The following is a 22,617-nucleotide window of genomic DNA, read 5'->3' on the forward strand; positions in this document are numbered from 1 at the left end:
AAAACAGTTTAGAATAATATAACAAGCAACTTTACACATTAAAAAGGCATAAAACAATCATGGTTGGTATTGTTTTATAATTGCCTGATATTCATATGATTGTCCATCTACCGATAATATCAAATCATTTTTAATGAAAGATTGATCAATATTTACAGAGTAACCGAGTAATTTGCTTAATAAAAACACAAGATTGGATGTGTTTATCATGTTTTCATCGTTACGATAGCTTTCAATTTCTTGGCAAGGATACTCATCATATGTTGAATATATCATTAAAGGAATTTCAAATTGGTTACTAAATTCTTTTGTTTTTCTTAATAGTCCATGCCCTAAATTAACAATTTCACCGTGATCCGGTGTATAAATTAAGATGAAATCATTCAATTTTTCTTTCAGTATTGTATAAATCTGTTTTACAACTCGATCTGTGTGGTGAATAGTAAGATCATAGTCATCTCCTTCTGGTAAAGCAGACACATCTAGTTCATCGTAACCAAGCTTATAAGGTTTATGGCTTCCAGCTAAATGAAGAACGATAAAATTTTTCTCATTATTTTGAAAATCTGTCTGAATCAGTTGTTGCGGAAGTTCTAGATCATCTTTCAGATTTTCGATAAAGGTATTACTTAGTTTTGCTATAATAGAGTATTTGCTACTGTGTGGACCGGATTCTCCATTTTTAGATATCCAGTAGGATTTATAATTTTGAAAATTAGCCATTTCAATTATATTTTTTTCATCTAATAACGGGTGTTCATTTTTTGGTTTTGCGAATGAAAATAACATTGGGACAGCATCTCTTGTAATTGAAGCTGGTGAGTGCACTTCATTTATTATACAACTATTTATTTGCGTGAAAATTTTTTGCATTTCAGGAGTTGTATTTTTTTTGTATCCATAAGTACTATGTCTACCACGGTATGCCGATTCACCTAAAATAAATATTATATTTTTATATTTTTCAAAGGTATCGGAATTATTTGTGTCAATTATCGAAGAATTGAATTTTTCATGCTGAATAACATTCGTATATTTTTCGGAGAATCCTAAATAATCAACTATTAATATGGCTGTATTCCCAATTACAACAGGATATTTCACTCGTATATACTTATTCAAAGAAAAAAACGGATCAACTTCAAATTCAACAATATGTCTTTTATCTGATAAATAATAGTATAAAGTGTTTTTAAATAAGAAAAAGCAACAAATAAACATTATTGACCAATATAATGTTTTGCTTCTAAAAGATATACTTATTTTATTATATATGAAATAAGTATAAATTATCGAAAAAAGAAAAGAAGGCAATATGATTGATAGAAATTCATTTTTTATCATTATATAGCTTTGATTTGTATCATTTTCTAAAGCAGTTTTCAAAAGAGAATCAGAAATATAACCATATTTTAAATTAAAAAAGAGCTCAATAGCTAAAATAAAATTGAAGAGTCCAAATATAAGTAATTTTATCCATTTTGTTTTAGGAAAAATTACCAGAAAAAGTAAATAAATTAATAATGTATAACTAATATTAGTTAAGTTATTTATATTTATTATATTGTATGCAATAAAAATAATTGCAAAGTATAAAGTAATAAAAACTTTTTGTTTACTTGAAACAAAAAGACTTAGATTTTTGTTTTTAAACATTAAACACAGCCTTTAATCATTATCTATAATCTAATTGCAAAATAATTTCTTTATTAAATAAGTTGAGTAAAATTTAAATCCTTTAATAATTGATCCTTTTTTAAAACATTGTGTAGCATAAACTCTAAAATCAACGGTTCTCATTTTATTTTTATATGATTTTAAAGAACTATTCGCCCATGGAGTAAAATGTTTGTAAAAACTATATAAATCTTGGGCGAGACCATTATGTTCTTCGTACCACATTTTTCTTGGTCCAGTAAAATGAACAAAGTAAGGTAAATTTTCTTTATTATAAAAAAACTCTTCTTTTTGTTGCTCTGTCATCCAAGTAAATAAATAGTTCCATTTAGAATCAATTATTTTTATATGATTTTGTAATGTAATATTTAGTGCATCTTGATCTGCATATTTTAACGAGCTATTTTTAAATAAAATTTCGTTAGTTTTTTCTTCAATATTAAACATTATCCAATTTGGTATATTAATATAAAGTACTCCAGCATTAAAATAGTCATTAGAACTTAATTTTAATCTTGACGAATTTACATTGGTTTCTTCTTTTATCGAGTCTAGGCCAACTGCACAAACAGAATTATCAATATCAATATCACTTATAGCTGATATATTTGAGAAACATAACACATCTGCGTCAAGGTATAGTATTTTTTCTACATTATCCGGTAACAATCTGGGAACCATTAATCGAATAAATGTTGAATTATTAATATGGTTAGTTGTAAATTTATGCCGATATCTATCAAGGTCAGTTTGCTTAATTTCGTAAGTAACAATTGAGTTAGAAGTCTGTTTTAATCTTTCTATATCGTTTTTTTTTGCATTATATAAGAAAACATGAAATTGTATTTTTTCATTTAAATTATTTAAAATAATTGATTGAATAGATACTGATACATGTTCAAGATAATTAGAATCGGTGCAATATGCTATGTGTATAATATTGTTTTTCATGCCGGATTTTGTTTGAAAAAATTTACATTATTTATGTCATTACTAAATTCAGATGTCAATATAAAATTGATTATCACTTCATGGTTTATTTTAACATATGTTACAATAATCTAATTATTTTAAACCAAAGCTGAAAGTTAGCATAATAAGATGAAAGAGAAACTTTTTATTAGTAAAACTACTCCGTTATTTAATAATACTATAGGGGCTTTAGATACCGTACATATAGCATTTTGTTTTGATGATAACTATGCAATGCCAGCAGGTATTGCAATGTCATCAGTTATATTGAATAATCTGGATAAAAATCTGGTTTTTCATTTGTTCGCTAATAATGTTTCAAATGAGAAAATATTAAGATTTAATCAATTAAATGAAGAAAATACTTCTATCATTTATTATGAAATTAGTGATGATTTCTCAATTAATCCGGATACTTTATTATTACATGTATCGGCTTCTACTTGTTTACGTTTCGTTGTTCCGCAAATTTTGAATAAAATAGCTTCTCGTATTTTATATTTAGATTGCGATATTCTGTGTACGAATAATCTTAATGAACTGATTAATACTGATTTAACAAATAAATTTTCAGCCATAGTGCCGGACGTTGGAAAAATGCAAAAAAAACAATGTGCAGCATGTGATATTCCATATGGAGAATACTTTAATGCTGGAATGATTTATATTAATACGGATATGTGGGTGCAAAATAACCTTACGGAAAAAGCTTTTGCGATGATTAACAGTGGTAACGTTTATAAATTTGCAGATCAAGATGTTCTAAATATCTTAATGCAGGGTAAAACAGTATTCTTACCTAAACGCTTTAATTATCTTACTGCGCTGACTGTGGATGGAAAAGAAGATAATCTTATCGGCGATGATGCCGTGATTATTCATTATGTCACCGGTAATAAGCCTTGGTATAAACTATATTTGACACCACTTTATCAACGTTATATCAAGTCTTCTCCATGGGTAAACGATAAATTATTGCTAGCTAATGAAAATGCCCCATCAACCACAAGAAGATATGCTAAATTACTTGCTAGTCAGCATAAATATTTTTCTGCATTGAAGTATTATTTACTTTATTTGAAACATAAAGCGTTCAGAAGACGTTAAGGAATAATGTCGTGATTAATGTTGAGAAATTTATTAACAAAAAAAATGAATTATTATCCTGTGTTTTTTTGAATAATAAACATGTATTACATATTCTTTTGTGTTTTGATGATAATTATGCTCTATCAGCTGGTGTAGACATTGTTTCAGTTATTGAAAATAATAAAAACAATCAGCTCTATTTTCATATTTTTACTCATAACATTTCGCAAGAGAATAGAAAAAAATTTGCGTCAATCAAGTTTGATAATGCTTCTATAACTGAATATGTTATTAATGATGAGTTTAAAATTGATCAAAAAAATACAAAACAATTCCCTATATCAGCATGTGTTCGGTTAATAGCTCCAATAATTTTAAAAGATATAGCTGAAAGATTGCTTTATATTGATAGTGATACACTTTGTTTTAAAAATCTAAATTTTATTAATGAAGTTAATTTAGATTCTGCTATTGTTGCAGCTGTTGCTGACGAGCCATATATGCAAGAGTCTCAGTGTGCTAAATATAATATAACATATGGGACATATTTTAATTCTGGTGTTATGTTAATTAATATTCCACTTTGGTGTCAGGAGGATATTACTTCTAAAACACTAACACTATTGAATAGTGGTGAAAAATATCAATACCCAGATCAAGACGTATTAAATATTGCAATAGGTGAAAAAAGGATTTTATTAGCAACGAAATATAATAATTTATTGGCGTTATCAATAAATGGCAATGAAGATTCAATTGTCCCAGATAATACTGTATTGATTCATTATATTACTAAAAACAAACCTTGGCACCAGCCTTATCGTTCAACATTATTTGATTTTTATTTACAACAATCACCATGGAAAAATGATGAGCTACCTTTATATAGTTGTAGAAAAACTTCCTCAATCCGAGCTTATTCTCGATTAATGTTTAAACAAAAAAAATATTTGTTATCAATAAAGCATTATTTAATTTATTTAAAGGTAAAATTTACAAAGTGAAATGTATGAATTTTTATTGTTAACATATTGTAATTTTTAAGTGATTATTTTATTACTTATTAAGAGAAAATTTGTTGATTAAGCAATTATATTCATACACTTTATTTTTATTTAGTTCTTTGAACTGCCAGTATTTTTATATATCTTTTTTACTTAGTTATTGTTATAGTTCTAACAGTTTAAAAGTTATTAGTGATTCAATTCTGTTACGACAATAAGTCGTTATTCCAATTAGCGGCTTGTTGTTTTCATAACATTGTATAATTCCAAAGTTAGTTTTCAAGTTTGTTGGTATTTTAAACTTATTTTTTATTAGGTATTTTAAGTGATTGATGATTTTGCTGAGAATGGTTTGCTTGCTAAGGCTATTAATGGATTTGTGGCAAGAGAGCCACAACGAAACATGGCAAGTAAAGTCTCTGAATCAATAAAAAAACAGCGTTCTCTTGTGGTTGAGGCGGGAACAGGGACTGGCAAGACCTTTGCTTATTTAGTTCCTGCATTACGTAGCGATAAAAAAGTAATACTTTCAACTGGCTCTAAAAATTTACAAGAACAGTTATTCAGCAAAGACTTACCAATAATCAAAAAAGCATTAAATTACACAGGCAAAATAGCCTTGCTTAAAGGTCGAGCTAATTATCTTTGTTTAGAACGGCTATATCATCAATATGCAGCAGCAGGAGATCTTGATAAAGATTTACGTGTTGATTTAGTTCGTGTAAAAAATTGGTCAATTAAAACTAAAGATGGAGATATTAGCAAATGCACTACTGTCACAGAAGAAAACCTAATTTGGCCAATATTAACAAGCACAAATGATAATTGTTTAGGCAGTGATTGTGAACACTATAGTGATTGTTATGTTGTCAAAGCGCGTAAACGAGCCCTAAATGCAGATGTTGTTGTAGTTAACCATCACTTATTTTTAGCTGATGTTGTAGTAAAAGATACTGGTTTTGGCGAACTTATTCCTAAAGCAGATGTCATGATTTTTGACGAGGCTCATCAACTACCAGATCTTGCTTGTCACTATTTTGGTGAGCAGCTAACCAGTCGGCAACTTTTTGACCTAGCTAAAGAAATTAACCTAGTTTATCGTACCGAAGTCAAAGATATGTCCCAGCTACAGCAATGTGCGGATAAACTACAAAAATGTACGCAAGACTTACGAATTGTTATTAACCAACAACCACCAAAAGGTAACTTGCGTTTTTTATTTAACCAAGAAGCAGTTAAAAAAGAGATTTCTTATCTTGTCGATGCATTAGACTTTTGTCATGAAGTTTTGTTATTGACGGTTGGGCGTTCGACAACATTAGATAACTGTTTTGAACGAATTAATCAATATAATACGCTATTAAAACGCTTACAGGAGACAAATGTAACTGGTTTTAGTTATTGGTATGAAAGTAGCCATAACTATTTTGTTTTTGCGCTAACGCCCTTGTCTGTTGCCGATAAATTTACTGAACTATTAACACAGCGAAAAGGCAGTTGGATTTTTACGTCAGCAACGTTATCGGTTGATAATCAATTAGATTATTTTACTAAACGCTTAGGGCTAATAAATGCCGATTCACTAATATTAGAAAGCCCATTTGATTATATTAACCAGACGATTTTGTGTGTTCCACGTTATATTCCATCGCCAAATGAGCAAGGCAATGCTGAAAAATTAGCTAATATTTTATTGCCTGTTATTGAAGCTAATAATGGTCGTTGTTTCTTTTTGTGTACCTCATATGTAATGATGAATGCACTAGCTAAACAATTTCGAGAATTAACCAAATTGCCAGTATTAGTACAAGGTGAAACCAGTAAAGTTAAATTGCTTGAACAGTTTATTCATACGGGAAATGCGCTACTTATTGCTACGAGCAGTTTTTGGGAAGGGATTGATGTTAGAGGTGATACCTTATCATGTGTTATTATAGATAAATTACCGTTTACGTCTCCTGATGATCCGTTAATTAAAGCACGTATGGAAGATTGTCAAATGCAGGGCGGGGACGCATTTAATGATGTACAATTACCAGAAGCGGTGATCACCTTAAAACAAGGTGTAGGGAGACTAATTCGCCATCACAATGATCGAGGGGCGGTTATCATCTGTGATAATCGTTTAGTAATGCGACCTTATGGTGCAACATTTATTAATAGCTTACCACCCTCACCAAGAACACGGGATATAAATAAAGTTATAAACTTTTTAATAACTAAAAGCTAAATGATAATAGATAAAATATTTTGGAAAAAAAATGAGTACTATTTTAGCCATTGATACCTCAACAGAAGCTTGTTCGGTTGCTTTACTTTACCGTAACGAAATCACTCACGATTTTATTGTATCAGCTCGTGATCATACTAAACAAATATTACCGATGATTGATAGACTTCTTAAACAATCAGACTGTTCACTTACGCAAGTTGACGCAATCGCCTTTGGACAAGGTCCAGGTAGTTTTACCGGCGTTAGAATTGGTATCGGCGTGGCTCAAGGTTTAGCGTTAGGTATTGATAAACCCATGATAGGTGTATCAACGCTGATGACTTTGGCTCAAGGTGTTTATCGAACAACGCAAGCAACAAACGTTATTGCCGCAATTGATGCTAGAATGAGCGAAGTTTATTTAGGACAATATCATTATAAAAATAACCAATGGCAAACAGTTATTTCGGAATGTGTTATCTCACCCCAAAAAGTAATAGAAAAAGTGAAAAAGATGAGCAATGATAGCTATTGTGCCGGCACAGGTTGGCAAACTTATCCTGATATGATTAACGATATAAAACAAAGCGATATCTTGTTACCTCATGCACAAGATCTTGTTGTTCTTGCTAAGAATCAATGGCAAAAGAATGAGCTCGTGAATGTTGAAGATGTCGAGCCAACTTATTTACGTAACGAAGTGACTTGGAAAAAGTTGCCAGGACGATAAAATAAAAAAAGCCACTCAAAGGTGGCTTTTGGTTCAAAAAGTTGTGTATTATTTATTCTTTAAAAAGTCCTAAATGCGCTTTTGCATAAGCCTCAAAATCAGTACAGCCACCGATCGGTTTTTCATCAATAAAGATTTGTGGCACCGTTTCTACTGGTTTACCCACGCTTTTAGAAAGATCTTCTTTAGTAATGCCTTCTACATTAATATCGACATAGCGATAAGAAAAATCATCACGCTCTTGAGAAAGTTTTTCAGCTAATTCTTTCGCTCGAACACAATAAGGACAACCTTGACGTCCAAAAATTACTGTATACATTTTTGCCTCTAATCGTTTATCTTTAAATATAGCCTTACTATACTTAACTTTTAAAGAAAAAAAAACAGTAAAATATAGTTAATTAAATAGATTATACCTATTGATAGTGAGATTGGAAAGATGATCGATTATTATTCATAAAAATTTGAATTCACTTGCTCATTTTTTTGCAATTTAGATTTAATATTTAAAATATTTCTATTTATTAAAATTCATCATATATCATTTTTAAAAATTTTTAAAAAAAAATAAATGAGCAAAGGCTCAGAACAACGGTTAATAAAGAGTTAAAACGATTATAGCAAATCAAAGAAGGATAATTAAATTGCTTTATTTGGTGAAACTTAATTATATACATGATTAATCGAAAACTTAGAATTATCCATTTTTTTATTTTATACTAAAACACATAGTTACCTGAAAGTTTTTGACAAGTGCTTATAATTCTGTTTAGCAAAAAACAAATCGAGTTTCCAATAGTTTTGGCTTAGGTTATGTCCGATATTCGATTATTCGTAAAGTGCAAATTAGCACTACGAGTGCCGTGATGCAGTGGGTAGCACTTCACGGGAGTGTGTCGATTCTTTTAGGAAAAAACTGAATAACTGAGCAAAGTATAGATGTTCTTAAAGAGGGCGTATAATGGATAATACGAATAATTGCATATAATGCGTCTAGCTAAAATATCATATAAAGCAATTAGAGTGTTGAAAGATTATCGCTTTTAAAATTATAGCACTCATTTAATTTTATTATGTTAATTGTTAGGTAGAAGTTATAATCTTCATTAATTAACTAGCTGGATATGAATATGCTGAAAAAATTGTTATTGACTGCTTTATTACTACCTATCACCGTATTTGCTGCTAAAAAAGAGTGTGGCGTTAAACCCAGTTATGATATTACGATTAGCAAAGAAAGTGTGCATATTTTTAATAAAAAAAATGATTTCACTATCATGCCAAATGGAATAGTGGTTTTAAATAAACAATCAGTAACACTTAATCCGCCATTACAAAAAAAACTAGTTCAATTTCAACAAGATTTACGCCAACAGTTACCGCAATTAGAACAACAATCGTTAAGTCTTTTATTAGATGTGAAAATGACTTTTGAACAGGCGATAAAAAATCAATTGGGCGACGATAATGAACTAAAAAGTGAATTAAACAAGTTATATAAACGTTTAGTCAAGTTGTTACATGCTTCGATTATTACAGAAAATGGCAATACACGATTTTCTTACCAAAATTTCAATAATCTAAAAAAAGATGGCGAAGATATCGGTCAGCACATTTTTTATAATATTGTGGGAGGAAGTATTTTGCATTTCGAGTTCTTTAAAAATTTAGGCGCAATCAAGCAAATCTCTAAAAATGAGTGGAAAGCTCAAAAACCTAAATTAAAAGCTTTTGATGCTCATATTTGTTCTGTGATTACCGATATTGATGCGCAATACAAAGAAATATTAACTCAACTTAATCAATCTATTCATAAGTAAATAGACATTAATAAAAACTTTTGCGAAAATGATGCCTTTACTATGATAGCTAAACGGAAGCTTATGACTGCACATATCATTGATGGAAAAGCATTAGCACAACAAATACGAACTGACATTGCTAATAAAGTTAACACACGTATTGAAAAAGGTCTATCTGTTCCAGGGCTTGCAGTAATTCAAGTGGGTTCAGATCCCGCATCAAAAATCTATGTCAAAAATAAGCAAAAAGCTTGTGATGATGTTGGTTTTATTTCATTTGCGTATGACCTCCCAGCGTCGACTACTGATGAGTTGTTGGCATTAATTGATGAACTCAATCAACGATCAGATGTGCATGGTATTTTAGTACAACTTCCTTTACCTGATAATATTGATAAAACTAAGGTGCTTGAACGTATTGATCCGAGTAAAGATGTTGATGGTTTTCATCCTTACAATATTGGCCACTTATTACAACGTGATCCGATTTTACGACCATGTACACCATATGGTGTGGTTAAAATGCTTGAATCAACAGGTATTAATTTATCAGGATTAAATGCCACTGTGGTTGGTGCATCAAGCATTGTAGGTCGTCCTATGGCATTAGAATTATTGCTATTAGGTTGCACAACAACCATTACCCATAGTCGTACCGTTGATTTAGCCAAACATGTGAGTAATGCAGATATCGTTGTTGCAGGAGTTGGCATTCCTAATTATGTTAAGGGTGAGTGGATAAAACCAGGCGCAATTGTTATTGATGTTGGTATCAATCGTCTGCCAGATGGTAAATTAGCTGGCGATGTGGAGTTTGAGGCTGCCGTTAAACGGGCTGGTTGGATAACGCCTGTGCCAGGTGGAGTTGGTCCAATGACTGTTGCTATGTTGATGAGTAACACGCTTGAAGCCTGTGAAAAGTTTAGCAAATAAATAAAATTACTTTAAATTCATTGAGTTTGGAATTAATAGATTTACGTTAAATTAAAAAAGGAGTAGGGATTTTTTATGATTACATTTCACACTAATTTAGGTGATATTAAAATCAAAACTTTTGACGATAAGGCGCCAGAAACCGTTAAAAATTTTGTTGAATATTGCAAAGACGGTTTTTACAACAACACAATCTTCCATCGTGTTATTAATAATTTTATGATTCAAGGCGGTGGATTTGAGCCTGGTATGAAGCAGAAAAAAACAAAATCGCCAATAAAAAATGAAGCAGATAACGGACTAAAAAATGATCGTGGCACTTTAGCGATGGCACGAACATCTGATCCACACTCTGCCACTGCACAATTTTTTATCAACGTAGTGGATAATGATTATCTTAACTTCCGCTCTGCTGATGTTAATGGCTATGGCTATTGTGTTTTTGCACAAGTCGTCGAAGGGCTAGACGTTGTTGATAAAATCAAAGTCGTTAAAACAGGGCGTAGCGGTATGCATTCAGATGTTCCTGTGGAAGATGTCATTATTACGAGTGTTACGGTTGAATAATCCTGTTCGTTATTTTATCGCTGATATTCATCTAGCCGATAATGAGCCTGATGGTTATATGGGTATAACCGCAGGCTTTCTGTCTTTTTTAAATACACTACCCGATAATTGCGAACTGTATATTTTAGGTGATTTATTTGACTATTGGGTTGGTGATGATGTCAAAACCAATATACAACAACAAATTGCACTGGCATTACAAGCCTTATCAAAACGTCATATCAAAAAATATTTTGTGCATGGTAATCGTGATTTTCTGTTAGGTAAAAGATATGCTCAGCAGTGTGATATGATTTTATTGCCAGAAATTAACTGCTTGCCCAATCAAGAAAAAAATATTGTTTTTTTACATGGCGATTTATTATGTATTGACGATCTTCAATATCAAAAATTTCGAAAAGTTATGCACAATAAGTGGTTACAAAAACTGTTTTTATTACTTCCGCGCTTTGTTCGGCTTAAAATTGCGGCTAAGTTGCGGCAAAAAAGTAGCCTGCATAATCAAATTAAATCTGAATCTATTATGGATGTCAATCAACAAGCGGTGGTTGAAAAGATGGTTGAATATAATGCGGATATTATGGTACACGGGCATACACACAAACCTGCAACACACCACTTTCAAATTGAAGGCACCCGAGCAACTCGTATCGTGCTGGGGGCATGGCATGATGGCGTGACATATATCAAACAAGAACAAAATAGTAATACTTTAGCTCTTTATAACCATTCTTTTAAATAATCACTTTGTAAAACATGCTCGACTTTACCAAACTCGCTCAGCTTGCCTTGTTCTAAAATTGCTACATTATTGGCTATCTTTTTAACTTCATTAATATTATGTGTTACATAAATAATCGGTATATTTAAATCATTGGCTAACTTATCAATATAAGTTAATAGCTCTTTTTTTCTGGGCATATCAAGGGCGGAAAGCGGTTCGTCCATCAGCAACAATAGAGGATTGGTTAATAGTGCTCGACCGATTGCTACCCGCTGTTTTTCGCCACCAGATAACATTGCTGGATAGCGATTTAATAATGAGTGGATATTAAGTACTTTCACGATTTCGTCAAATTTTGAAGAATTGAAGTTTTTAGCACCATAAGTTAGATTTTTAATCACATTATAATGAGGAAAGAGTAATGCATCTTGAAAAACCGTACCAATCTGACGTTTTTCAGGAGCGATAAAAAGGTTCTTATCACAATCAACCAGTGATGTGTTATTGAGTTTGATATAACCTTGGTCGGGTTTAATTAATCCATTAATAAGGTTGATTAGCGTTGATTTCCCCGATCCTGAAACGCCTAAAATAGCAGTAACGCCTTGGCAATCCATATCATGATTGAATTGGAACGAAAATGAAGCTAATTGTTTGCTAACCTGTATTTTTAACATAGTGATTATCCTGCTAGCTTCTTCTTATGCCATCGATTTAATAATTCGGATAAAAAAAGGGCAATGAGTGACAACACAATCGAAATAATACAAAGTCGTAATGCACCTTGTTCACCATTAGGGATTTGCAGAAATGTGTACATTGCGAGTGGTAAGGTCCGAGTTTCACCTTGAATATTTGATACAAATGTAATTGTTGCACCGAATTCTCCTAAACAACGTGCAAAGCCGAGAACCATTCCCATTAAAATCCCAGGAAAAGCTAAAGGTAAAGTGATAGTCATAAATACTCGCCATTTATCGGCGCCAAGGGTACGAGCCACATTTTCAAGACGTATGTCAATTGAGTCAATGGCTAAACGAATCGAACGTACCATGAGTGGAAATGCCACTATCGCTGAAGCTAAAGCTGCACCTTGCCAATTAAAGCTAAAACTGACATGAAAATTGTTATTTAACCACCCACCAATAATGCCGTGCCGTCCCATGGTGATTAGTAATAAATAACCTAAAACAACTGGTGGCAAAACAAGTGGAAGATGCACAATGCTATCAAATAGCGATTTACCCCAAAATTGACAGCGAGCTAATATCCAAGCTGTTAAAATACCTATTGGTAAACTAAAACCAATTGCTGCAAAGGCTATTTTTAAACTAAGTAGCAAGGTTTGCCATTCAAATTCGCTTAATAACATAGTTGTATCTTTTTATACCACCTGCGGTAAATTACTTTGTTATGAACCCATATTTTTCAAAAATGACTTTAGCGTGCGGTGAATTTAAATATTGATAAAAATCGTTCGCTTTTAAGTTTAATAACGTGATTGGGTATTCAATAGATTTGAATGTATTTGCAGGGAACGTTCCAACAATTTTCACTTTATCACTTACTTTGGCATCGGTGCTGTAAACAATGCCAAGAGCGGCTTCGTTACGCTCAACTAACATCAGAGCGTCTCGCACATTGCTAGCTGGGGCAAATTGTGGTGATAATTTGTCAAATACTCCTAAATGAGTGAGTGATTCTTTTGCATAAAGGCCCGCAGGAACGTGATCTGGATCACCAATGGCAATTCTTTCGTTTTTAGGTAAAATCGCTTGCCAATTGGTATTGTTATTAATTAAGACGTTATCTAATGGTGAACTTTTTGGGGCAATAAGAACTAATGCATTTTTTAATAGGTCTTGTTTATTCTTCGCAATATTATGCTCAATAAGGTAAGCCATCCACTTTTGATCGGCTGACATAAATATATCGGCAGGGGCTCCTTGTTCAATTTGTTTCGCTAATACTGATGACGAAGCAAACGAAAATACAATATCCACATCTTGATGTTGAGCTTTATAAAGCGTCGCAATATCTTGCATCGCATTAGTTAATGACGAGGCGGCAAATACAGTCAATTTTTCAGCTGCCATTGCTGAAAAAGACATCGCTATCATTGCCAAAGCACTAATAATTTCAATCAATTTCTTCATTTTTTCCTCACAATAAAAATAAGTTAATTTTGATGATTCATGTTTTTGTAGATATTTGGCTGTGATGGAATATCTCGAGTGATTAAGTAAATAATCTAACAATCGCTATATAAAAAAATATATATCGATATTAGCAAAATTTATTTATAAAGTACAACTAAACTGATGCCAGACCCAGACAGCAATCGATAAGATTTGTAGCATATTTTGATGGAATACTAAAAAGCGTTTACAATAATCACTCATATCTCCTCCAACTTGGTTGGTTGTGCATGGTGTTAAATTATGTTCTCTCCTGAAATTTTATTAACGTTGAATATTCAGCAACGGTTATTTACTGATCCACGGCGCATTATGCTGTTAAAAGCAATTGAACAAACCGGCTCATTAAGTCAGGCTGCCAAGCAAATTGGCGTTAGCTATAAAACAGCGTGGGACGCTATCAATGAAATTAACAAATTAGCACCTAAACCTTTTTTAATTACTGCAATTGGCGGTAAAAATGGTGGTGGCACTAAGCTGAGTGCTTATGCTGTTAGGTTCATTCAACTTTATGATCTATTAACTCAGCTGCAACAAACTGCATTTAACATATTGAGTGATGATAAGGTTCCATTGGATGATATTTTAAAAGCTACTGCAAGATTATCATTGCAAACAAGTGCACGAAATCAGTTATATGGCACAGTTAAGCAGATTCAAACAAGCGATGTTGCTGGTTTTATTACTGTACTACTCTGTGATAATCAAACTGAGTTATCAGTTTACATTACGCAGTCGAGTATTGAGCGGTTAAAGTTGAGTATTGATAAAACTGTCTTGTTGCTAATTAAAGCTCCGATGATTGAATGGGCAAATACAAAAGAGGTAGAGAATGAGAACCACTTGTTGGTTACCGTTGAAAAGATCACAACAGATGGCAAATGGAGCGAAATTACTTTTTCATTATCTTCTGGCGTCGTGCTTTATGCTAGTAAATTAGCTGATGAAGTTAAACAATCAGCCTTAACCGTAGGTAAACAAACTACGTTATTTATTCATCCACAACATATTATTGTTGCGACATTAGTTTAGCAATATGAGGTTACCATGCTACAAATAGAAAACGCACATTTTAAAATTAGTGATTACCAAGTTTTTATTATTGAATCGCTGTTAATCAATCAAGGCAGTCATGTGGCCTTTGTGGGGCGTAATGGTTGTGGTAAATCTATACTAGCTAAAGCACTGGCCGGAGAACAAAAATTATTAACTGGAAAAGTTATCAATCAATTTAAATCTATAATCCGTATCTCGTTTGAACAGCTTCAAAAGCTGATTGATGATGAATTTAAGCGTAATAATACAGATATGCTAAGCGAAGGTGAAAATGATATAGGCTTAACTACTGAACAAATCATTCAAGAAAATAATTTTAATCAACAACTTTGTCGGCAATTAGCAACACAATTTGGAATTAATCACCTACTAACCAGACGCTTTAAATATCTTTCAACAGGCGAAACACGCAAAACCTTAATTTGCCGAGCTTTGATGCAGCAACCTGATTTTTTGATATTAGATGAGCCATTTGATGGTTTAGATGTGGCATCACGTGCAAATTTAGCTAAAATACTTGCTGATCTTGCAAAACAAAACATTACTATTATTCTTGTTCTAAATCGGTTTAATGACATTCCTGATTTTATCGAAAATATTGGTATATTAGCTGATTGCCAACTCTTGAAAATTGATACAAAGAGTACAATATTAAACGATGCAACAGTTAAGCAATTAGCTGATTTGGAAAATATACCCAATATGCCATTACCAGAAGCTGATGAATCACCAACACGATTAGCAGATCAATTAGATCGAGTCATATTAAATAATGGCTATGTCCATTATGACGATAAAACAATTATTAATGGATTAACTTGGCAAGTCAAAGCCAAACAAAATTGGCAAATTGTTGGACCTAATGGTGCAGGTAAATCGACGCTATTAAGTCTAATCACCGGCGATCACCCACAAGGGTATAGCAATGATCTTACTTTATTTGGTCGAAAACGTGGCTCGGGCGAAACCATATGGGATATTAAACGCCATATTGGTTATGTCAGCAGTAGCTTGCATTTGGATTATCGTGTTAGTTCTAGCGTTAAAAACGTATTATTGTCTGGCTATTTTGATTCGATCGGTATCTATCAGGCTCCTAGTGATAGACAAGCTAAATTGGCTGATGAATGGTTACAGTTGTTAGGTTTACAGATGCAGGCGGATAATCCATTTCAATCGCTCTCTTGGGGACAACAACGATTAGTTTTGATAGCTAGAGCTTTAGTCAAACATCCGACACTACTTATTTTAGATGAACCATTGCAAGGGCTAGACCATCTTAATCGAGAATTAGTCAAACGCTGGATAGATCGCTTAATTAGTGAAGGACATACGCAGTTACTCTTTGTGTCTCATCATGCAGAAGATGCGCCTAAATGCATCACTCATCGATTAACTTTCGTTCATGACTTTGATGATAGCTATCAATATCGCTTTGAACAGTTAAGCGAAATAATTAGTTAAACCTATTAAAAACAGGTTTAAAAATAGGGAAAACCATAAAAATAAAATGGATTTTTTTATGAAAATTTATCTTGATATTTGAAAAAAGTTTATAAAGGTTACACTTATGAAGTTATCCCCGTTACCTGTGGATAACTCTGTGAGTAGTTTATTGAAAAAAGCGCTAACCTCAGTCACTATCAGGATTTTTCTTGATTTGATTGCAACTTAATCATGAAAATATTTTTTGTTTAATATCAATTGTTTATCATAAATCAAGGTATAAATTTATTGGCTTTTTTATACATAAGAAAGGGAACTGAACGAAAAATAGAAGATTTTTAAAGGTCAAGTCCTTTTGGGGATAATTTTTATTAATAGGTAAAATATTAGGTTGTGATGTAATGAAAAAATTTAAATTATGTTCCGAATTTAAGCCTGCTGGTGATCAACCTGAAGCAATAAAAAAAATTAATCAAAATATTGAAGATGGAATTGCTCATCAAACATTATTGGGCGTAACGGGATCAGGTAAAACCTTTACTATGGCAAACGTTATTGCTACGCATAACCGCCCAACAATCATTTTAGCGCCCAATAAAACACTGGCAGCTCAGTTATATGGCGAAATGAAGGCTTTTTTCCCTGAAAATGCGGTTGAGTATTTCGTATCTTATTACGATTACTATCAACCTGAATCTTATGTACCTTCAACCGATACATTTATTGAAAAAGATGCTTCAATCAATGAGCATATAGAGCAGATGCGCCTTTCTGCCACTAAATCGTTACTCGAACGACGTGATGTGGTGATCGTTGCTTCAGTATCGGCAATTTATGGTTTAGGTGCGCCAGAAACCTATATGTCAATGATATTGCACCTAACAAAAGGCACGATAACCGATCAGCGTTCAATCTTAACTCGCTTGGCCGAATTGCAATACATGCGTAATGAAATCAACTTTAGTCGTGGTACGTTTCGTGTTCGAGGGGATGTGATAGACATCTTTCCTGCTGATTCAGATGAACTTGCCGTGCGCGTAGAGTTATTTGATGATGAAGTCGATCGTATTGTTATGTTCGATCCACTTACAGGTAATAGTATCAATGAAGTATCACGGATTACTATCTATCCAAAAACACACTATGTAACGCCAAGAAATATTATGGAAAATGCCATTGCGCAAATTAAACAAGAGCTTAAAGAGCGACAAAAAGTATTGTTAGATAACAATCGCCTACTGGAAGAACAACGTTTAACTCAGCGAACACTATTTGATATTGAAATGATGACCGAACTGGGCTATTGCTCTGGCATCGAAAATTACTCGCGCTTTTTAGCCCAGCGTAATCCGGGCGATCCGCCAGCAACGTTATTTGATTACTTGCCACCAGACGGATTATTATTTATTGATGAATCGCATGTTGCAATTCCACAAATCGGTGCAATGTATAATGGTGACCGCTCACGTAAGCTTAACCTAGTTGAATATGGCTTTCGTTTACCGTCAGCGTTAGATAATAGGCCTTTAAAGTTTGCAGAATTTGAAAATATTATGCCACAAACCATTTATGTATCAGCAACACCCGCCAAATACGAAATTGAAAAATCAGGTGGTGAAATTATTGAACAAGTGGTTAGACCTACAGGACTATTAGATCCTATTATTGAAATTCGACCGGTTGCAACACAAGTTGATGATCTGTTATCTGAAATCAAAATTCGTATTAACAATGACGAGCGCGTTTTGGTGACCACACTTACTAAACGGATGGCAGAAAATTTAACTGATTATTTGTCAGAACATGATGTCAATGTCAAATATTTGCATTCAGATATTAACACGGTTGAACGAATGGAAATTATTCGAGACTTACGTTTAGGAAAAGTGGATGTGCTAGTGGGAATTAACTTATTGCGAGAAGGTCTAGATATACCTGAAGTTTCTTTAATAGCAATATTAGATGCTGACCGTGAAGGTTTTTTGCGTTCTGAAAGCTCGCTCATTCAAACTGTAGGACGTGCAGCTCGAAACGTGAATGGTAAAGCGATATTATATGCTGATAGAATTACTCCAGCTATGAAAAAAACAATTGACGAAACCGCTCGCCGTCGTCAAAAACAGGAAAACTTTAATACAGCACATGGCATCACACCAAAATCAGTACGTAAAGAAATTAAAGATATATTAGAGGCCGGTTTAAGTACCAAGAAATCGACAGCCAAAGTACAAGCATTTGAGTCAGGTAAACCTTATCATTATGTCTCAGTTAAAGAAGTACAAGCAAAAGTGAAAGAACTTGAAACAATGATGTATGAAGCGGCTCAAAATCTTGAATTTGAAAAAGCGGGTGTACTACGTGATGAAATAAAAAAATTGCGTGCGGATTTTATTAAAGTATCTTAATGACTCATCCAAAAAGGAAAATATGATGACAATAACACGAATTGATCCTGATGATCGTTGGTCTGAAGCTGTGATTCATAATAACGTGATTTATTACACAAGTGTTCCTACTAAGCTTGAAAATGACGCTTATATACAAACCAAAAGTGCATTGGCTGAAATTGATAAAATATTAGCACGAGCCGATAGTGATAAATCACTTATATTGGATGCGACATTATTTTTGGTCAATAAAAGTGACTTTGCTGCAATGAATAAAGCGTGGGATGAATGGGTAGCTAAAGGGAGTGCGCCAGTTCGTTGCACAGTGCAAGCAGGCTTGATGAAAAAGGAATATCTGATAGAAATTAAAATTGTGGCTGCTGTAAAAGATTAACATTTTCATTATCGCCGATACTATTCGGCGGTATCACTTTGATTATTCAAATTATACCACCTTGACTTGGTGCATTTATTGTCAATAGATAGAATCGTTACTATCCCAATCCCCTAAATTTTAGTGTATACTTTACATACATCTCATTTTAATTATTCAAACATTCGCTATGCACACTCAACCTAAAATTGCCATTGTCATGGGTTCTAAAAGTGATTGGGACACTATGCAACAAGCTGCAGATATCTTAGATGCATTGACTATTCGCTACCATGTTGAAATCGTTTCTGCTCACCGTACGCCCGATAAGTTATTTCGCTTTGCTGAAGATGCTAAGCGAAAAGGTTTTGAGGTGATTATAGCTGGTGCCGGTGGTGCGGCTCATTTGCCAGGCATGTTAGCTGCTAAAACATTAATTCCCGTATTAGGCGTTCCCGTACAAAGTGCTGCACTAAATGGCATAGATAGCCTCTATTCTATCGTGCAAATGCCGAAAGGGATTCCGGTTGGTTGTTTAGCAATTGGTAAGGTTGGTGCAGCTAACGCGGCATTACTTGCTATGCAGATTCTTGCTTTACATGATAAAGATATTTATCAACGCTTATCTACATGGCGATTAACTCAAACTGATGAGGTATTAAATCAGCCTGATCCAAGAGTGAATGCATAACATGAAACTTCAATCTGTTTGTGTACTGGGGAACGGACAATTAGGACGAATGCTTAAGCAAGCTGGTGAACCATTAGGTATTAAAGTCTATCCAGTTGGACAGGAAGTCGATCCGACAGTTATTCCATATCAACAGTCGGTAATAACAGCTGAAATTGAACGATGGTCTGATACCCCATTTACACAGGTATTAGCCAAGCATCCCCATTTTATCAATCGGGATGTTTTTCCACTTATTGCTGACCGTTTAACTCAAAAACAGCTGCTTGATGAACTTGGCTTACCTACAGCTAAATGGTTTGCGCTTAATCAACCCCAAGATTGGCCAAAGTTATTTGATGAACTGGGTGATCTATTAATTATAAAACGTCGAACTGGTGGTTATGACGGACGAGGGCAATGGCGTATAGCCATTAATCACCCAACCACCGTCCCAGATGATATTTATCAAAACGCCATTGTTGAACAGGCCATTCCATTTGAAAAAGAGATGTCATTAGTGGGTGCGCGTAATGCAAAAGGTGAAACGGTATTTTATCCACTTACCAATAACTTCCACCAAGATGGTATATTAAAAATAAGTGTTGTACGACCGAACGAATCTCCTTCATTACAAATAAAAGCTGAGCAAATGCTATCTGCCATTATGCATAAATTAAATTATATTGGCGTAATGGCAATGGAGTGCTTTATTGTTGGAGAGGAATTACTGATCAACGAACTTGCCCCTCGTGTACATAATAGCGGTCATTGGACACAAAATGGTGCCTCAATAAGCCAATTTGAATTGCATCTTCGCGCAATATTAGGATTACCACTCCCTAAGCCTGATGTCTTTGCGCCATCGATTATGGTCAACTTAATTGGTACAGAATTAAATCTTAATTGGTTATCTATCAATTTAGTGCATCTACATTGGTATGAAAAAGAAGTCAGAGCGGGGCGTAAAGTAGGGCATTTAAACTTAACGCATAGCCAGTTTAGTCAATTATTAAAATCGTTAGAAGATCTAATACCGCTATTGCCTAATGATTATCAAAAAAGTGTTGAATGGGTAAAGCAAAATTTATAACGATTTAGTAATTTAAATCAATTAAGGCATGAAATTAGAGATAGAACCATGATCAACTTTAATCAAAAAATCAATTATCAACGTTATGCTAGCAAAAAGAGTGAAGCACTGTCAGATGAATACTCAATAGTACGTTGTTTTGAAAGTGATCGTGGACGCATCATAAACTCAGCCGCCATTCGTCGCCTACAACAAAAAACGCAAGTCTTTCCATTAGAACGGAATTCTGTGGTCAGAACGAGACTAACTCATTCTATGGAAGTACAACAAGTGGGCCGTTATATTGTCAAAGAAATCATCAACCGCTTGGGTAAAGCTGGAAAATTAAAAAAATATGGGCTTGATAATTGTATAATGGCGATTGAAAGCTTAGTTGAAATGGCCTGTTTAATGCACGATATAGGTAATCCTCCATTTGGTCATTTTGGTGAGGCCGCCATTAATAAATGGTTTACACAACGCTTAGGTCTTGGCAAATCTACAATTTATCCAGTGCTTGAAATCAATAACAATGATGATGACAAAATAAAAGAACTTAAAACCAAAATTCGCCAAGATTTATCAAATTTTGAAGGTAATGCGCAAGCAATTCGTTTAGTGCATACTATATTACGCCTCAATTTAACTTATTCACAAATTGCCTCGATTCTGAAATATTCTAGACCAGCTTATTGGTCTAAGCAGGTTCCCATCGAATTTTCTTATTTAATGAAAAAACCGGGCTATTATTTATCAGAAGAACCATTTATTGAGGAACTTTCTAAACAACTTGATATCAAACCATTTCATCGTTATCCATTAACTTACATTATGGAGGCTGCCGATGATATCTCATACTGTATTGCCGATCTTGAAGATGCTGTTGAAAAGAGAATCCTAACGGTAAAACAGCTTTATATTCAATTAGCTGAAGCATGGGGACCAATTAAAAAAGGTGATTTGTTTGACACAGTGGTTAAATACCCTTATGAAAACCTAAAGCAGAGTGGGTATGATGCAATTGGCATCGATCAATTTTTTATGTATTTACGCGTCAACTCCATTGGTAAACTGGTACCGCATGCAGCCGAACGATTTATTGAAAATATTGAAGCAATTTATCACGGCGCTTTTAATCATGCTTTACTTGAAGATTACGGTGCCGAATATAAATTGCTCAATATTTTTAAAACAGTGGGATTTGAACATATATTTAATCATGAGTCGGTCGAAAATATTGAACTGCAGGGATACCGAATTATTAGCGGATTGCTAGATATTTATAGCCCATTGCTTGATATGCCTACCGAAGATTTTTTAAAATTAGTTGAAGACCAACATCACAAAGATTATCTTATTGAAACGCGTTTATATCATAAATTATCATCAAAACATTGTGTCGCTTATGAACAAGCAATTAACAAACTGCATCCAAATAAAACAGGTTTTGCTTGCATGGAATTTTATTATCGGTGTCGCTTATTACAAGATTATATTAGCGGTATGACTGATCACTTTGCTTATGACGAATATCGCAAGCTAATGGTGACATTCTAACTCGTAGAAATTGATTATAATGGATGAGCACCACGAATATGCATTGGCACCATATTAGTGCATAGCAAGATAACAATATATTAAAGCAAATCTTGATTATTTATACCTTTTTTAGTATGTCAAACTAAACTACATAGCCTACATTTTT

Annotated in this window: 21 protein-coding genes; 15 read left to right on the top strand and 6 right to left on the bottom strand. The window is 33.4% G+C overall.

Annotated elements, in window-relative coordinates; all coding sequences use genetic code 11:
• Positions 1-57: 57 nt before the first annotated feature.
• A complete protein-coding gene (locus GYY69_RS01355; protein ID WP_174796065.1) occupies positions 58-1,656 on the bottom strand; it encodes a phosphoethanolamine transferase in 1,599 nt (532 codons plus the stop codon).
• Positions 1,657-1,686: 30 nt separating this feature from the next.
• Positions 1,687-2,628: a glycosyltransferase family 8 protein gene (locus tag GYY69_RS01360; RefSeq protein ID WP_174796066.1), complete on the bottom strand. Its 942-nt coding sequence runs from the start codon at positions 2,626-2,628 to the stop codon at positions 1,687-1,689.
• Between the two features lie 150 nt (positions 2,629-2,778).
• Here GYY69_RS01360 and GYY69_RS01365 point away from each other — a divergent pair, with 150 nt between their 5' ends.
• From GYY69_RS01365 to tsaB, 4 genes are all read left to right on the top strand, one after another.
• Positions 2,779-3,756, top strand: coding sequence for a glycosyltransferase family 8 protein (locus GYY69_RS01365; RefSeq protein WP_174796067.1), 978 nt, complete (start codon positions 2,779-2,781; stop codon positions 3,754-3,756).
• Positions 3,757-3,767: 11 nt separating this feature from the next.
• Positions 3,768-4,742 carry a glycosyltransferase gene (locus GYY69_RS01370; protein WP_174796068.1) on the top strand — a complete coding sequence of 325 codons (975 nt, stop codon included), beginning with the start codon at positions 3,768-3,770 and terminating at the stop codon, positions 4,740-4,742.
• A 325-nt stretch (positions 4,743-5,067) separates the two neighbouring features.
• On the top strand, positions 5,068-6,972 hold the full coding sequence (locus tag GYY69_RS01375; RefSeq protein ID WP_174796069.1) for a helicase C-terminal domain-containing protein: 1,905 nt from the start codon (positions 5,068-5,070) through the stop codon (positions 6,970-6,972).
• 31 nt (positions 6,973-7,003) lie between these two features.
• Positions 7,004-7,684: a tRNA (adenosine(37)-N6)-threonylcarbamoyltransferase complex dimerization subunit type 1 TsaB gene (tsaB, locus tag GYY69_RS01380; RefSeq protein ID WP_174796070.1), complete on the top strand. Its 681-nt coding sequence runs from the start codon at positions 7,004-7,006 to the stop codon at positions 7,682-7,684.
• 52 nt (positions 7,685-7,736) lie between these two features.
• On the opposite strand, the gene GYY69_RS01385 is transcribed toward tsaB, so the two are convergent.
• Entirely contained in the window at positions 7,737-8,003 is a 267-nt protein-coding gene (locus GYY69_RS01385; RefSeq protein WP_174796071.1) for a GrxA family glutaredoxin, read from the bottom strand.
• A gap of 811 nt (positions 8,004-8,814) precedes the next feature.
• On the opposite strand from GYY69_RS01385, the gene GYY69_RS01390 reads away from it, so the two are divergent.
• The 4 genes from GYY69_RS01390 to GYY69_RS01405 all read left to right on the top strand — a co-directional run bounded on the left by GYY69_RS01390 (position 8,815) and on the right by GYY69_RS01405 (position 11,728).
• Complete coding sequence (locus tag GYY69_RS01390) at positions 8,815-9,504, top strand: DUF2884 family protein (RefSeq protein ID WP_174796072.1); 690 nt, start codon at positions 8,815-8,817, stop codon at positions 9,502-9,504.
• A 63-nt stretch (positions 9,505-9,567) separates the two neighbouring features.
• Entirely contained in the window at positions 9,568-10,419 is an 852-nt protein-coding gene (gene folD / locus GYY69_RS01395; RefSeq protein ID WP_174796073.1) for a bifunctional methylenetetrahydrofolate dehydrogenase/methenyltetrahydrofolate cyclohydrolase FolD, read from the top strand.
• A gap of 75 nt (positions 10,420-10,494) precedes the next feature.
• A complete protein-coding gene (gene ppiB / locus GYY69_RS01400; RefSeq protein ID WP_174796074.1) occupies positions 10,495-10,986 on the top strand; it encodes a peptidylprolyl isomerase B in 492 nt (163 codons plus the stop codon).
• Positions 10,955-11,728, top strand: a complete 774-nt coding sequence (locus GYY69_RS01405) for a UDP-2,3-diacylglucosamine diphosphatase (protein ID WP_174796075.1) — start codon at positions 10,955-10,957, stop codon at positions 11,726-11,728. Before ppiB ends, GYY69_RS01405 begins: the two co-directional genes overlap by 32 nt.
• Here the strand turns inward: GYY69_RS01405 and modC are convergent.
• From modC to modA, 3 genes are read right to left on the bottom strand one after another with little or no spacing between them, the layout of a single operon-like run.
• Positions 11,707-12,387: a molybdenum ABC transporter ATP-binding protein gene (gene modC, locus GYY69_RS01410; protein WP_174796076.1), complete on the bottom strand. Its 681-nt coding sequence runs from the start codon at positions 12,385-12,387 to the stop codon at positions 11,707-11,709. The genes GYY69_RS01405 and modC overlap by 22 nt on opposite strands.
• Positions 12,388-12,392: 5 nt before the next feature.
• Entirely contained in the window at positions 12,393-13,082 is a 690-nt protein-coding gene (modB, locus tag GYY69_RS01415; protein WP_174796077.1) for a molybdate ABC transporter permease subunit, read from the bottom strand.
• 31 nt (positions 13,083-13,113) lie between these two features.
• A complete protein-coding gene (gene modA / locus GYY69_RS01420) occupies positions 13,114-13,866 on the bottom strand; it encodes a molybdate ABC transporter substrate-binding protein (protein WP_174796078.1) in 753 nt (250 codons plus the stop codon).
• Positions 13,867-14,151: 285 nt separating this feature from the next.
• Between modA and GYY69_RS01425 the strand changes: the two genes are divergently transcribed.
• The 7 genes from GYY69_RS01425 to dgt all read left to right on the top strand — a co-directional run bounded on the left by GYY69_RS01425 (position 14,152) and on the right by dgt (position 22,469).
• A complete protein-coding gene (locus tag GYY69_RS01425) occupies positions 14,152-14,940 on the top strand; it encodes a TOBE domain-containing protein (RefSeq protein WP_174796079.1) in 789 nt (262 codons plus the stop codon).
• A 15-nt stretch (positions 14,941-14,955) separates the two neighbouring features.
• Positions 14,956-16,428, top strand: coding sequence for a molybdate ABC transporter ATP-binding protein ModF (modF, locus tag GYY69_RS01430; RefSeq protein ID WP_174796080.1), 1,473 nt, complete (start codon positions 14,956-14,958; stop codon positions 16,426-16,428).
• A gap of 383 nt (positions 16,429-16,811) precedes the next feature.
• Positions 16,812-18,815: an excinuclease ABC subunit UvrB gene (gene uvrB, locus GYY69_RS01435; protein ID WP_174796081.1), complete on the top strand. Its 2,004-nt coding sequence runs from the start codon at positions 16,812-16,814 to the stop codon at positions 18,813-18,815.
• A gap of 25 nt (positions 18,816-18,840) precedes the next feature.
• The gene (locus GYY69_RS01440; protein WP_174796151.1) at positions 18,841-19,191 is read left to right on the top strand and encodes a RidA family protein; all 351 of its coding nucleotides are present in this window, start codon (positions 18,841-18,843) and stop codon (positions 19,189-19,191) included.
• A gap of 169 nt (positions 19,192-19,360) precedes the next feature.
• Complete coding sequence (gene purE, locus GYY69_RS01445) at positions 19,361-19,861, top strand: 5-(carboxyamino)imidazole ribonucleotide mutase (RefSeq protein ID WP_174796082.1); 501 nt, start codon at positions 19,361-19,363, stop codon at positions 19,859-19,861.
• A 1-nt stretch (position 19,862) separates the two neighbouring features.
• Positions 19,863-20,933 (top strand): 5-(carboxyamino)imidazole ribonucleotide synthase, encoded by a 1,071-nt coding sequence (gene purK, locus GYY69_RS01450; protein ID WP_174796083.1) that lies wholly within the window; start codon positions 19,863-19,865, stop codon positions 20,931-20,933.
• Between the two features lie 48 nt (positions 20,934-20,981).
• Positions 20,982-22,469, top strand: coding sequence for a dGTPase (gene dgt, locus GYY69_RS01455; protein WP_174796084.1), 1,488 nt, complete (start codon positions 20,982-20,984; stop codon positions 22,467-22,469).
• Positions 22,470-22,617: the final 148 nt, after the last annotated feature.

It is taken from the genome of Gilliamella sp. ESL0250 (assembly GCF_013345045.1).
Taxonomy (GTDB): domain Bacteria; phylum Pseudomonadota; class Gammaproteobacteria; order Enterobacterales; family Orbaceae; genus Gilliamella; species Gilliamella apicola_H.

Excerpts from the sequence above, each read along its gene's own strand:
- modF (WP_174796080.1), top strand. The coding sequence starts at position 14,956 with ATGCTACAAATAGAAAACGCACATTTTAAAATTAGTGATTACCAAGTT.
- GYY69_RS01355 (WP_174796065.1), bottom strand. The coding sequence starts at position 1,656 with ATGTTTAAAAACAAAAATCTAAGTCTTTTTGTTTCAAGTAAACAAAAA.
- ppiB (WP_174796074.1), top strand. The coding sequence starts at position 10,495 with ATGATTACATTTCACACTAATTTAGGTGATATTAAAATCAAAACTTTT.
- modA (WP_174796078.1), bottom strand. The coding sequence starts at position 13,866 with ATGAAGAAATTGATTGAAATTATTAGTGCTTTGGCAATGATAGCGATG.
- GYY69_RS01390 (WP_174796072.1), top strand. The coding sequence starts at position 8,815 with ATGCTGAAAAAATTGTTATTGACTGCTTTATTACTACCTATCACCGTA.
- GYY69_RS01440 (WP_174796151.1), top strand. The coding sequence starts at position 18,841 with ATGACAATAACACGAATTGATCCTGATGATCGTTGGTCTGAAGCTGTG.
- dgt (WP_174796084.1), top strand. The coding sequence starts at position 20,982 with ATGATCAACTTTAATCAAAAAATCAATTATCAACGTTATGCTAGCAAA.
- purK (WP_174796083.1), top strand. The coding sequence starts at position 19,863 with ATGAAACTTCAATCTGTTTGTGTACTGGGGAACGGACAATTAGGACGA.
- tsaB (WP_174796070.1), top strand. The coding sequence starts at position 7,004 with ATGAGTACTATTTTAGCCATTGATACCTCAACAGAAGCTTGTTCGGTT.
- folD (WP_174796073.1), top strand. The coding sequence starts at position 9,568 with ATGACTGCACATATCATTGATGGAAAAGCATTAGCACAACAAATACGA.
- modC (WP_174796076.1), bottom strand. The coding sequence starts at position 12,387 with ATGTTAAAAATACAGGTTAGCAAACAATTAGCTTCATTTTCGTTCCAA.
- uvrB (WP_174796081.1), top strand. The coding sequence starts at position 16,812 with ATGAAAAAATTTAAATTATGTTCCGAATTTAAGCCTGCTGGTGATCAA.
- modB (WP_174796077.1), bottom strand. The coding sequence starts at position 13,082 with ATGTTATTAAGCGAATTTGAATGGCAAACCTTGCTACTTAGTTTAAAA.
- GYY69_RS01360 (WP_174796066.1), bottom strand. The coding sequence starts at position 2,628 with ATGAAAAACAATATTATACACATAGCATATTGCACCGATTCTAATTAT.
- GYY69_RS01425 (WP_174796079.1), top strand. The coding sequence starts at position 14,152 with ATGTTCTCTCCTGAAATTTTATTAACGTTGAATATTCAGCAACGGTTA.
- GYY69_RS01365 (WP_174796067.1), top strand. The coding sequence starts at position 2,779 with ATGAAAGAGAAACTTTTTATTAGTAAAACTACTCCGTTATTTAATAAT.
- purE (WP_174796082.1), top strand. The coding sequence starts at position 19,361 with ATGCACACTCAACCTAAAATTGCCATTGTCATGGGTTCTAAAAGTGAT.
- GYY69_RS01385 (WP_174796071.1), bottom strand. The coding sequence starts at position 8,003 with ATGTATACAGTAATTTTTGGACGTCAAGGTTGTCCTTATTGTGTTCGA.
- GYY69_RS01405 (WP_174796075.1), top strand. The coding sequence starts at position 10,955 with ATGTCATTATTACGAGTGTTACGGTTGAATAATCCTGTTCGTTATTTT.